A 12,866-nucleotide genomic window follows, 5' to 3' on the forward strand; every position below is an offset into this window, starting at 1 on the left:
GGGGCTGAGCGGATGTCGCGCCGACTGCGATTGACCCTGCTGGTGCTTGGCGGCTTGGCGCTGGCACTGGTGCTGGCCGCGGTGATCGCCGTCTACCTGTTGCTTCAGCCGGAACGCTTCACCCGGATGCTGCAGACCCAGGCGCGCGCGGCCGGACTGGAACTGAGCCTGGCCAGCCCCGCCAGCCCGACCCTGTTTCCGCGCCCGGCCCTGCAGCTCGATGGCATCACCCTGAATGCGGCCGGCGCCACCGCGCCGATCCTGCTGGCTGCACACGGCCAGCTTGCCCTGCCATGGCACACCCTGTTCGGCGGCCCCACGGTGATTTCGCAGCTGGAGATCGATTCGCCACGGGTCGATCTGGATGCGCTGCAGGACTGGCTGGCCGCGCTGCCCGCCAAACCCGAAGGCGCGCCACCCAACATCCCGCGCATCGATACCGGCGTCAGCATCAGCCACGGCAGCGTGGTGCGCGGCAATGAAGTACTGCTGGGCAGCGTCTCGCTGCAGGCGGGCAGCCTGGTGACCGGCCAGCCATTTCCGCTGGCGCTTTCGGCCGTCACGGCGGCGGGCACGCCGGTGCAACTGCGCCTGTCGGCGACCCCGCGCATCGAAGGCAATGCGCTGCAACTGCAGGACATCACCCTGCACCTGACCCAGGGCAGCACGGCGAAACTCGCCCTCACCGGCAATGCGTACTGGCATGGCGCCGCCGATGCCGAGGCCAGCCTCAGCGGCAAGCTCGAGCAGGCCAACGCCGGCCAGTACGACATCTCGCTGCGACTGACGCCCGCCGACCAGAGCAACCCGCTGCTGCTGGCGCTGAAGCTGGACGGCCCTGCCAATCATGCGGATCTGAAGCTGCCGCCGCTGGCGTTGGCGCGCTGGTGGAACGGGCTTGGCGATCCCCGGGGGCCGCAATTGAGCGTGCCGCCGGGCAGCGGCCACGCCGAAATCGCCAGCCTGGAGATGGCCGGCATCAGCATCGAAGGCCTCACCGTCCAGGCCGGCATCGATGCACCCGCAGCGGCCGGCACGGTGGCGGCACCCGCCTCGAAACCGGCGGCCGGCAAGAAACCGGCAGCCGGCAAGAAACCATGAGCGCTTCATTCGCGAACCGGTTGCTGCGCTGGTTCGACCGGCACGGCCGCAAGGACCTGCCGTGGCAGCAGGCGCTCGACAACGGCCAGCGCGACGCTTACCGCGTGTGGTTGTCCGAAGTGATGCTGCAGCAGACCCAGGTCGCCACCGTGGTCGGCTACTTCGATCGTTTCGTCGGCGCGCTGCCCACGCTGGAAGCACTGGCTGCCGCCCATGAAGACACCGTACTGGCCTTGTGGTCGGGACTCGGCTACTACCGCCGCGCGCGCTTCCTGCACCGCGCTGCGCAACTCTGCGTCGAACGGCACGGCGGCGAACTGCCGCGCGACTTCGACGCACTGAACGCGCTGCCCGGCATCGGCCGCTCCACCGCCGGGGCGATCCTGGCGCAGGCGCACGGCCTGCGCTTTCCCATCCTCGACGGCAACGTCAAGCGCGTGCTGGCGCGCTACCACGGCATCCACGGCCACCCAGGCGAAAGCGCGGTGGAAAAGCAGCTGTGGCAACACGCCGAAGCACACACCCCGGGCACCCGCGTCGCCGACTACACCCAGGCGATCATGGATCTCGGCGCGACGGTCTGCACCCGTGCGCGCCCGCGCTGCGATGCCTGCCCGCTGGCCACGGATTGCATCGCGCACCGCGACGATCTCACCGCCGCCCTGCCTGGCCGCAAGCCGGCCCGATCGATCCCGACCCGCGCCACCGTGATGCTGATCCTGCGCGACGCAAGCCATCGCGTGTTGCTGGAACGACGGGGCCCGCAAGGCGTGTGGTCGGGCCTGTGGAGCCTGCCCGAGGCGAGCGACCCGAACGAAGCCTGGCGAGTGGCGCGGCAACACGCGCACATCGATGACGCGCAGGCGCTCGCCCCGTTCACCCACGTCTTCAGCCACTATCGGCTGGCGATCGAGCCGCTGTTGTTCGATCGCGCGACAGCCGCACGCGGCGTCGCCGATAATCCGCACTGGCGCTGGTGCGGCGTCGACGAACTCGATGCGCTTGGCCTGCCCGCGCCGGTACGCAGTCTCTTGCTGCAGATCAGCGACGCCGGCCGAACGCATGCCGCAAGCTTGCGCACCAACTGATCCGCCAGCCCCCGAGGGCCGCAACAGGAATGACCCCATGAGCCGCACCATCCACTGCAGCAAACTCCACATCGACGCCGAAGGGCTCGACTTCGCCCCCTGGCCCGGCCCGCTCGGCCAGCGCATCTACACCGAGATTTCCAAGCCCGCCTGGCAACAATGGCTGGTCCACCAGACCACCCTGATCAACGAGTACCGGCTCAATCCCCTCGATCCGAAATCGCGCAAGTACCTCGGCGAACAGATGGAGAAATTCCTGTTCGGCGGCGACGTCGACCAGGCCGCCGGCTTCAGCCCGCCGCCCACTGAGTCTTGACGAAACGCCGCGCTTTCGGTCTAATGCGCGGCTCCACGCATCAACAGCGACCTTGCCGGTTCTGCTTGATCGCCAGGTTCCCGGCCGGGTAGCTCAGTTGGTAGAGCAGGGGATTGAAAATCCCCGTGTCGGCGGTTCGATTCCGTCCCCGGCCACCATGTAAAACAACGACTTAGGCCATCCTCCGGAGTGGCCTATTTTGTTTTGGGTAGCGTTTGGTAAGCGCCCAGAGCACCTGGGATTCGGGACGGCAAATCCCCTGCTCGACGAATGGTGTTCGTCATCAATTTGACGCAAGCACATGTCGATGATGGATCTAGACAGCCACTTTCTGATTGCCGCCAGAAAACCATGACGCCCTTCATCATCCTACCCTGACGGGCTGCTGGCCACGTCTTTTGCGCGCCGTCCGTATCTGGGAAGTCTGGACGCTGTGGAGGCTTCCACATCTAGGACGACCGACGCACCGGTGCGTCAATGGGTGCAGGAAACCATGAAGCAAGACGACACGATGACCGTGGAAGTGCTGACCCCCACGGCTATCCGGCTTTCCTTGGGAACCGAATCATGACTAGCATGCTCTACGGCATCATCGAGGATGCTATTGGGGGACAAGGATGAAGTCAGATACTTGGACGATTCAACAGGTCTTTCAGGATCGTCGGCAATACAAAGTGCCGTTCTACCAACGCGCGTATGTCTGGACGCTCAAAGGGCAATGGGAACTGCTCTGGGACGATATCAAGGACAAGGCCGAAGAACGCTTGACGGGTGCGACCCCTGCACCTCACTTCCTCGGCGCCATCGTCGTGGAGCCCCAGGATCGCGCTTCCTTGAAAGGCGTGGACACGCTCCACATCATCGACGGCCAACAACGCCTGACCACACTTCAATATGTGCTGGCCGGTTTGCGGCTGGCGGCGCGCGAACTGGGCGCGGGAGAAATAGACTCCTTCTTGTCGAGCGTGCTGGACAACCCGAACCCGGACACAATGGCGTTGCCGGCGGTGGAAATATTCAAGGTCTGGCCGACCTTCAGCGATCAGAAGCCGTTTGTGTCAGTCATGCAAACTGACTCGCTGGCGCAATTGAAACAGCATTACCCCGATCACTTCACCCAGGCCGGCCACTTCAGGAAAATCGGCATCAATCATCCTGGTGCGTTGGAAGCGGTGTGGAATTTCGCCGAGTGGGCGAAAGCCTGGACTCAGAAGAATGGCGGCAATGCGTCGTTGGAAACCTTGGTCATGGCGGTGCTGAAAGACCTCAAAGTCGTCTTGATCCAGTTGGAGAAGGGTGACGACGCCCAAGTGATTTTCGAGACCTTGAACGGGCGCGGTGCCGAACTCCATGCCACCGACCTGATCCGCAACCACCTCTTCATGCGGGTGGATATGAAGGACGAAGACCCGGCTGCGCTCTACGAGTCCAAGTGGAAGCAGTTTGAGCAGACCGTGTGGAAGATCGGCGAGCGGCGTGGGCGATTGACACGACCACGCTTGGAATGGCTGATCTATTCGGCCATTCGCGCCGAAACCGGTCAAGAAGGCGACCTGGCCCGGTTGTATGTGGACTTCAAGGAATACGCCAAATCGCTAACGGCCACCCAGCAACTGGACATGCTGGATACCTACGGCAAACACTACTTGGAACTGATTGCCGGCAAGGGTGACTTGCCCGTGGCTCGCTTTGGTCGTCGCTTGCTGGCCTACGACACCACGACCACCCATCCGCTGGCATTGAAAATTTCCACGGCAGACATTCTGGCGTCCGAGAAATCGGCAATGTTCAACACGCTAGTTTCCTACATCGTGCGTCGGACAGCGTGCGGCTTGACCACCAAAAACTACAACAATTGGTTCGCATCGACCTTGCGCCAGTTGTCCAGTGGCGACCTGTCCAATACAGCCCTAGTGAAGTTGATGGGGGGCCAGACTTCCGACGTTTCCCGCTGGCCCGACGATGCTGAGTTTACGAACGCGCTCGTCAATGGTCCGATCTACCCCGGCCGGTTTGACGCGTCACGCTGTCGCACGCTGCTCACCGAACTGGAAGCGGTATTGCGGACACCAAAAAGTGAGGAGCCACAAATCCCCGACCTCTCCAAGGACCTGGACATCGACCACATCCTGCCGCAGTCGTGGTATGAGCACTGGCCTTTGCCGGGTGGCGTGAAAGCCACCGCCAGCGAAGCCTATCCCGCCTACCTGCTGGAAGTGAGTGGTGCGCCGCTCAATGATCGCCAGATGGCGATCCGTAAGCGCGTTAAGGCTGTGCCGACCCTGGGAAACCTGACACTGCTCAACTTGAGCGTGAACCGGGAAGCCCAGCACAAAGCCTTCCTGGTGAAGAAGCAGCTCCTGATCGCCAACACCAACCTGAGTCTCAATGTGAAGTTAATTGGTCAAGGTTCCTGGGGCGAAGAAGCCATTGCCGAACGCGGCAAGTCGCTGGCCGAGGCGGCGGTAAAGATTTATCCGAGATGATTACGCTGCCAGTTGCGAACTGAACGGCAGGCCGTTGATCTAGCGCGCCTTGTAGTCCCAATCGGGGGCCAGTGCGCGTCTTCATGTTTGGCTGACAGGCGAACCCCACCATTCATCCGTAAGCCCACACCCTGACCGTGCTCCTTACCACCTCAATGAAGGCCATCTTCAATGAAGTATCCAGTCAATACGTCTATTGGCAATGCGGGCGAGTTCTTTTTTGCCTACCAAATCGCCAGTGTTTTGGGCTGGCCTTGTCGTTTGTTCGATATTGACATTGGCATAGACGCCCAGGTGGAAATCCTGGACGCTGATCGCACCAGCACTGGTCGATTTGTGGCTATACAGATCAAGACAACCAGCCTGGCTAACAGCAAAACCTCGGTGTATGTGAGCAAAGACCAAGTGGACTACTGGAAGGCGCAGGAGTTGCCGGTGTTTGTGGCTCTGGTGGATCTCAAGACGAGTTCCACCCTGCTTCATCGCATCACGAACAAGGCCTACCCGGTCACCAACGGTGGTGACGTTCGCATCGACTTCGACCCAAACCATGGTTTCGACGCAACCAGCGGGGCCACCTTTGCGGCAGCGTCCTCGGAGGCAGCGCTGGACGCCATCGAAAAATACCTGGCGCCCGTTCGGCAGGGAGCTAAACAGATTCAAGCCGATTTGATCCGTTTCGAACAATCCCCCGATCCGGAACGAACCATTGACTTAATGATCTGCCGCTACGCCCTAAAAGCCGATTTGGACAGAGCAGAAACCTTGAGTCACAACTTGAAGATCGGCGCGGATGAGTGTTTCAAGGTGCAAGAGCAGCTTGACGACGCCCTGAAAGAACTGGGTCGCCGGATGCAAGCCTGGAAAATGGACCGCGATTACGACGATCAGCGCTTTGGTGATGGTGAAATCCGGAAGTTTATGGACGAACTGCGATAACCCCACACAAAAAAACCCAGTTATCACCAAGTGTTGAGTTCCATCCAAAACTGAGCCACTTCGCGGTGTGATTTTCGTCGAATTTTGAACCACCTCCTACCACCCTCCGCTCACATGACGAGCGGGAGCACCAGGAGTGATCGACGTGGCCCTATTGAGCGTAAGTCGAACGTTCTGGAAAGCATCCTGGCCCTCAATGCCGTGGTCGCCAAACGACTTGAAAATGGAGAGCCCGTTTGCGGACCCGGTGTGCCGTCCACTTTCCCAAAGTCTGCGTCTCTTGTGACTGCGGCAGCCACCAAGTTCACCTGACGACTCCCTGCTTCATCCAGCTGCTCTGACAACCTCAACTTTATTGGGTGGTGCGCCGCAGGGTCCCCATGGCTGGCCTGGTCAGGGGTTGCGTGGGGTGGATTGAGGCGCCGCGAAGGGGGGTAGGTGGGTTTCATGGGTTCTCCTGAAATGGGATGGGTCGAGTGATTGAATCTCCTTAAACTCCCCCCTATGTCGCCATTCGAAGTCGTCAAAGGGGATCCGCCCCCCTATTTCCGAAACTGCCGGCCTTTCTGAAACGCCAGCGCTTGTTTTGACTATCGACTAGCTGTCCGATCGCCTCGAATTGTTGAAACGGCAATAGGCCGAAGCTCTGCGCACCCTGCCGGCTTGCCGGACAATCCGCCGACCCCGTAACGCGGGTTACAGCGGCATGTAACAGGTGCGAACGGAGCCTGTTGCCGCCGGAACTACCTCTGCCTCTTGAAATGCTTCACCCTCATCCCAAGGTGCATTGATAGCGGAGACAAGGGGAACCCATGACCGACGACACCGACCAGCCTGACGATAAGGCGCTGCGACAGCAGATGTTCGACGCATATGCGGCCGAACAACTCACCCGTGAAAGGGCTAACTCCGACAAATACGACAATACGATCCTGACGTATTCCACGGGGGCGCTGGCTCTGTCGCTGACCTTTATCAAGGATGTTGTCCCACTCGCATCGGCCCATTCCATCTGGACCCTCAAAGCGTCATGGGTATTTTTGGCGCTCTCGTTGCTGATGATGCTTGCGTCCTTCCATATTGGGCAGACGGCCAACCGGAAACGCGTTGAGTTCGCCCGCGAGTATTACATCGACAAGATAGAAACCTCCCACAACAAGAAAGACTGGGCGGAAAAATCTCTCTCCTGGCTCAACCTTTTCGCTGGCGCCGCCTTCTTCATCGGCGTCATTTTCACAACCGCCTTTGTCTGGACCAATGTTCAGGAGCACTCCGCGATGTCTGATAAAAAGACCACGAGCACAACCGCACACGCGACAGATGCGATGCCATCCGCGTTGATGCAAAAGATCCAAGCAGTCCCTCTGACTAAGGGCACGCCGAGCGCAAGCATGGCGGCTGTTCCGTCGTCATCGGCAGCACAACAACCTGCACCCCTACCCACCCCTACGCCTTCCAAGCAGACCAAATAACCGCACTCGGTTAGTGTCGCGCTTGCCCGATCCATCGTCGCGCAACTCCACATTCAGGGACATCAACCATGGCCGATAACAAGACCACGTCGCCGGGCAATCCTTCGACCTTTAAGGAGGCCACGCCGTCGGCAAACATGCAGCAGATCACGGGTACGCCTGGGCTAGGGTTAGAAGGCATGGCGTCGGCTCTCATGCAGCCGGTCGTTTCGGCCACGGTGGCTAAGGGTATGCCGAGTGCAAGCATGGCGGCTGTTCCCGCACCGGCACCGGCGCCAGCGCCAGCTCCGGCACCCTCCGATCCGAAAAAGTGAGGGCGTCACGCAGCGCCGCGTGATCACATGCCAAGACCGTGACCGATTGACGGCGCACGGCTTGGCGCATGCGTCGGCACCGCCACCGCCATCGCCATTGCCATCGCGGACTGTGCTTCCTTAGCCCATGCCATCAAGTCCCGCGTAACATCCAACGCGTTGCACGTCCAGCCGCCCGATGGCGTAGCCCTTGAGCGCGTCGATGTCCTCTGCCGAACCGGCCAGGTGATAGGTGCCGGCGGTGTTCGTCTTATGGCATGTGGCGCGTCCAGACAGCACCTGGAAACCCGGAGATACGATCCCCTAGGACTGCGGGACTGGCCTGTTGGCGGTCATCGGCGGCACCCGACATGTGGGTCCAAAAGCGCTAGGTCGAAACCCCTTCCGCCGCCCCTCATTTTTCATCCCCTGCTCGACGAACGTTCGACGGGATCAATTACGAAAAATCTTTGGGTAGCGTTTGGTAAGCGGCAAACCGTGCCTTTCTGTGCCGCCTGGTGCCGGAGGGTGCCTCAGCAACCCTTATGCCAAGCCAATCACGTCGCGGTCTGGCGCCATTTGTTTAGTCGTGTCAACCGTTGAAAATCCCCGTGTCGGCGGTTCGATTCCGTCCCCGGCCACCACATTTGTCAGTTCCTTGCAGAAGCCGCACTCGTTGCGGCTTTTGTTTGCGTGCCGGAAACGCGCGCCTCCGCTTCGCCACCCCGCGCGACGGTGACGGCGACACTCGTCCAACCCATTTGGGTCACTCCGTGACGCGCTGCGAATCTTCGCCTGGTCGTTGCGGCGCCGGTATCCGCTTGCGTGAAGCGTGGCCCGGGTGCATCGTGGCCGCTCGATTTCCCTTGCGGATCAGGCGATCTAGCGCAAAAGCTCACGTGCAAACCGTGAATTGCATCACAGATTCTCGAATTGGCATAAATGGTGCTTTGCCTGTGTGGCAGTTCCGTTGCCCCGCTTTCGAGAAAGTCGCCATGGATGAATCCAGCGAAAACCCCGCCCCGGGTCGTACCCAGCAGTTCCTGGCCGAACGGCTGCGGCGTCGTTACGCCAACTGCCGCGAATCCCTGGCCGGTCGAGGCGACCAGCCGCCACAAGCGCCGCCGGCCCCGCCTCATGCGGTGGCGCAGGCAGCCGCGGAGAGGCCGCCGGCGGCCGCTGCGCAGCGCTTTTCCACCCTGTTCTCCGAAGCTTACAGCGCCGCGCGGGATTCACAGGACCACGCCCTCAACACCATTCTCGATCGCCGCCGTAGGCACGCCGCCGCCTGAGTCGCCAGGGCGACCTCGTCGTCATGCTGCGCCGGCTGCCGGCTCGCCGAAGGCGGCTCGCGGGCGCCAGGGGAAGCGGACGTGCGAAAATCGCCCCACCCAATGACGACGTTTCCAAGTTCATGACTTCCCAGAAATACGATTTCCGCCAGTTCCAGGAAGAGCTCGCCAGGCTTGAACAGAAGGTGGAGAAGCAGCAGGCCGCCAAACCGCCCGGCGGGAAACCGCTCGGCAAGAAGGCGCTGGCCGCCCAGCGGATGGCGATGGCCCGCGAGGAATTCCTGGCCCTGCGCAAACGGCACGAACTGACCGTGGCCGACGTGGTGGCGTTCTTTCCGGAGGAGGAAGGCATCGCCTACCTGCAGGAACTGATCGCCGCCGCGCAGGCGAAACCGCGGCGCAGCCGCAAGGCCTGAGTCCGCACCGCCGCCGGCGTAGACCCGCAGGAAGTTGCTGACTAGTATCGGAGCACTCTGCCCTTACGACAGGTGAAGCCCGTGAAGCGACTACTCCTCAGCGCCGTGATCATGGCCGCGTTCTCGACCGCCCAGGCCACCGACCAGCCCGGCTTCAGCACCGAGCGGCTTTCGGCCGCGGTGAAGACGCTTTCCTCGGATGCATTCGAAGGCCGCGGGCCGGCCACGCCGGCCGAGACCAAGACCATCGACTACGTGGTGGCGCAGATGAAGGCCGCCGGCCTGCAACCGGGCGGCGACCTCAAGGACGGCAAACGCGGCTGGACCCAGGCAGTGCCTTTGCGACGCAGCGCGATCGTCGGCACGCCGGTGTTGCGGCTGGCGCTTGGCGACCAGCATGAAAAGCTGACCCAGGGCGAGCAGATCGCGATCCGCGCCCCGATGAACGGTTCGACCGAGGTGGCGATCCGCAACGCGCCGCTGGTGTTCGTCGGCTACGGCGTGAAGGCGCCGGAGCGCCACTGGGATGATTTCAAGGGCGTCGACCTGCACGGCAAGATCGCCGTGGTGCTGATCAACGATCCGGATTTCGAGACCGGCCACGGCGACTTCGGCGGCAAGGCGATGACCTACTACGGCCGCTGGACCTACAAGTTCGAGGAAGCCGCGCGGCAGGGCGCGCTCGGCCTGCTGGTGATCCACGAGACCGCGCCTGCTTCGTACGGCTGGGCCACGGTGAAGAACTCCAACACCAACGCGATGTTCGACATCGTGCGCGACAAGCCCGCCGCCGTGCACCCGGAACTGGAAGGCTGGATTCAGCGCGATCTGGCCGTGCGGATGTTCAGTCACGCCGGGCTGGATTTCGATGCGCTGAAGAAGCAGGCGCAGACGCGCGACTTCAAGCCGGTCACCCTGAAGGACGAAAGTCTCTCGGCCCACTTCAAAGTCGATTCGCAGGTGATCACCTCGCACAACATCGTCGGCCGCGTGGAAGGCAGCAAGCGCCCGGACCAGACGGTGATCTACAGCGCGCACTGGGATCATCTCGGCGTCGGCGCGCCGGACGCCAGCGGCGACCGCATCTACAACGGCGCCGTCGACAACGCCACCGGCACCGCGGCGCTGATCGAGATGGGGCGCGCCTTCGCCCAAGGGCCTCGGCCCGAACGCACGGTGGTGTTCCTCAACGTCACCGCCGAGGAAAAGGGCCTGCTCGGCTCCGAGTATTACGCGGCCAATCCGCTCTACCCGCTGGCCACCACGGTCGGCGTGCTCAACATGGACGCACTCGATCCGCACGGCCCCGCGCGCAACTTCACCATCTCCGGCAGCGCGAAGCTGGGCCTGCTCGACGACCTGATCGCCGAGGCGAAGAAGCACGACATGAGCTACACCGCCGACCCGAAACCCGAGGCGGGCTACTTCTTCCGGTCCGATCACTTCTCGTTCGCCAAGCGCGGCGTGCCGGCGGTCTCGTTCGGCTCGGGCAATGACTGGATCGATGGCGGCCTGGCAGCCGGCAAGGCCGCCGAGGACGAGTACACCGCCAAGCGCTACCACCAGCCCGCCGACCAATGGGAAGCGGACTGGTCGTTCACCGGCATGGCGCGCGACCTGCAGGTGCTCCACGACGTGGGCAGCGACCTGGCCAATTCCGACCAGTGGCCGGACTGGAGCAAGGACTCCGAATTCCGCAGCATCCGCGACGCCAGCAGCGCCGAGCGGAAATAGCACAGTGTTCCCTCCCCTGCTTTGCAGGGGAGGGCTGGGGTGGGGTCAACGCAAAAGCCGCAGCAACACCATCACGCCACGCCGGCAAACCATGCGCCGTAGCCGGGAAGCTGCAGGCGGCTTCCTTCGAGGCTGCCCGACAACAGGCCGTGCCCTTCCAGCGGACGCAGTCGCGCAAGCTCCCCGGGAAGATCGATGCCGACCGGCGCGTCGCCGAGGTTGAACACCACCAGCACGGTTCGTTCGGCCCAGTGGCGGGTGAAGGCCAGCACCGGTTCGACGGTATCGATGAAGGCGATGTCGCCCCAGCGCATCGCCGGTCGCGCCTGGCGCCAGTGCATGAAGGTGCGGAAACCGTTCAACACCGAATGCGGATCACCGTCCTGGCGGCTCACCGCCAGTTCGCGATGTTCGTCCGGCACCGGCAACCACGGCGTGCCGTGGCTGAAGCCCGCATGCGCCGCGGCATCGCTCCACGGCATCGGCGTGCGGCAACCGTCACGACCCTTGAACTGTGGCCAGAACGCGATGCCGTAAGGGTCCTGTAGCGCCTCGAACGGCAGCTCCGCCTCGGTCAGGCCCAGCTCCTCGCCCTGGTAGACGCAGACCGAGCCGCGCAGCGAGCAGACCATCGCGGTGAGCAGGTTGGCCAGGGACGCGGATGACCGCCCCTTGCCCCAGCGCGTCAGCACGCGTTCGACATCGTGGTTGGAGATCGCCCAGCATGGCCAGCCTTCGGTCATCTGCGCTTCCAGCGTCTGCACCGTGCCGCGGATGTGCGCGGCGCTGAAGTCGTCGGTGAGCAGCTCGAAGCTGTAGCCCATGTGCAGCCGGCCGGGACGGGTGTATTCGGCCATCGTCGCCAGCGAATCCTCCGAGGAGATTTCGCCCAGCGTGGTGGCGCCCGGATAGCCGTCCACCAGCGCGCGCAGCTCGCCCAGGAAGGCCAGGTTTTCCGGCTGCGTGTTGTTGAAGTAGTGGTACTGGAACGCGTACGGGTTGTCCGGGCTGAAGCCGCGGCCCACGCGCTTGTCCTTGGGCTTGGGCGGGTTGTCGCGCAGCTGGCGGTCGTGGAAGCAGAAGTTGATCGCATCCAGGCGGAAGCCGTCGACGCCCTTGTCCAGCCAGAAGCGCACGCTGTCCAGGATCGCCGCGCGCACTTCCGCGTGGTGGAAATTCAGGTCCGGCTGCGAGGTCAGGAAGTTGTGCAGGTAATACTGGCCGCGGCGCGGCTCCCACTGCCACGCCGAACCGCCGAACAGCGACAGCCAGTTGTTCGGCGCACTGCCGTCGTCCTTCGCGTCGGCCCACACGTACCAGTCGGCCTTCGGGTTGTCGCGGCTTTGCCGGCTCTCGCGGAACCACGCGTGCTCGGCCGAGGTGTGGCTGAGCACCTGGTCGATCATCACCTTCAGGCCCAGCCCGTGCGCCTTTTCCAGCAGCGCATCGAAGTCGGCCAGCGTGCCGAACAGCGGATCGACGTCGCGATAGTCGGCGATGTCGTAGCCGAAGTCGGCCATCGGCGACTTGAAGAACGGCGCCACCCAGATCGCGTCCACGCCAAGGCTGGCCACGTAGTCGAGACGCGCGATGATGCCCGGCAGATCGCCCACGCCGTCGCCATCGGTGTCCAGGAAACTGCGCGGGTAAATCTGATAGGTGACGGCGCCGCGCCACCATGGTGCATCGGTCATTTGGACGTGTCCCTGGGACATGAGGCGGGAGCGTT

The 12,866-nt window shown here is 62.8% G+C and carries 10 protein-coding genes and 1 tRNA gene; 10 read left to right on the forward strand and 1 reads right to left on the reverse strand.

Annotated features, from left to right (window positions below):
- Positions 1-12 precede the first annotated feature (12 nt).
- From ASD55_RS14240 to ASD55_RS14285, 10 genes are all read left to right on the forward strand, one after another.
- On the forward strand, positions 13-1,101 hold the full coding sequence (locus ASD55_RS14240) for an AsmA family protein (protein WP_056767066.1): 1,089 nt from the start codon (positions 13-15) through the stop codon (positions 1,099-1,101).
- Entirely contained in the window at positions 1,098-2,189 is a 1,092-nt protein-coding gene (mutY, locus tag ASD55_RS14245; RefSeq protein WP_056767068.1) for an A/G-specific adenine glycosylase, read from the forward strand. The genes ASD55_RS14240 and mutY overlap by 4 nt, the downstream gene beginning before the upstream one ends.
- A gap of 37 nt (positions 2,190-2,226) precedes the next feature.
- A complete protein-coding gene (locus ASD55_RS14250) occupies positions 2,227-2,505 on the forward strand; it encodes an oxidative damage protection protein (protein WP_056767070.1) in 279 nt (92 codons plus the stop codon).
- 82 nt (positions 2,506-2,587) lie between these two features.
- A tRNA-Phe gene (locus ASD55_RS14255) sits at positions 2,588-2,663 on the forward strand.
- Between the two features lie 459 nt (positions 2,664-3,122).
- Complete coding sequence (locus tag ASD55_RS14260; protein ID WP_056767073.1) at positions 3,123-4,991, forward strand: DUF262 domain-containing protein; 1,869 nt, start codon at positions 3,123-3,125, stop codon at positions 4,989-4,991.
- 171 nt (positions 4,992-5,162) lie between these two features.
- Positions 5,163-5,930 carry a DUF4365 domain-containing protein gene (locus ASD55_RS14265; RefSeq protein WP_056767075.1) on the forward strand — a complete coding sequence of 256 codons (768 nt, stop codon included), beginning with the start codon at positions 5,163-5,165 and terminating at the stop codon, positions 5,928-5,930.
- Positions 5,931-6,742: 812 nt separating this feature from the next.
- A complete protein-coding gene (locus ASD55_RS14270) occupies positions 6,743-7,402 on the forward strand; it encodes a hypothetical protein (RefSeq protein WP_056767078.1) in 660 nt (219 codons plus the stop codon).
- 1,288 nt (positions 7,403-8,690) lie between these two features.
- Positions 8,691-8,987, forward strand: coding sequence for a hypothetical protein (locus ASD55_RS14275; protein ID WP_056767080.1), 297 nt, complete (start codon positions 8,691-8,693; stop codon positions 8,985-8,987).
- 122 nt (positions 8,988-9,109) lie between these two features.
- Positions 9,110-9,403, forward strand: a complete 294-nt coding sequence (locus ASD55_RS14280; RefSeq protein WP_056767082.1) for a 2-hydroxyacyl-CoA dehydratase — start codon at positions 9,110-9,112, stop codon at positions 9,401-9,403.
- A gap of 81 nt (positions 9,404-9,484) precedes the next feature.
- Positions 9,485-11,137: a M28 family metallopeptidase gene (locus ASD55_RS14285; RefSeq protein WP_056767369.1), complete on the forward strand. Its 1,653-nt coding sequence runs from the start codon at positions 9,485-9,487 to the stop codon at positions 11,135-11,137.
- Positions 11,138-11,208: 71 nt separating this feature from the next.
- Here ASD55_RS14285 and ASD55_RS14290 read toward each other — a convergent pair whose 3' ends face one another.
- A complete protein-coding gene (locus tag ASD55_RS14290; protein WP_056767084.1) occupies positions 11,209-12,831 on the reverse strand; it encodes an alpha-glucosidase family protein in 1,623 nt (540 codons plus the stop codon).
- Positions 12,832-12,866: the final 35 nt, after the last annotated feature.

Origin of the sequence: Rhodanobacter sp. Root561, from assembly GCF_001427365.1 — a bacterium.
Taxonomy (GTDB): Bacteria; Pseudomonadota; Gammaproteobacteria; order Xanthomonadales; family Rhodanobacteraceae; genus Rhodanobacter.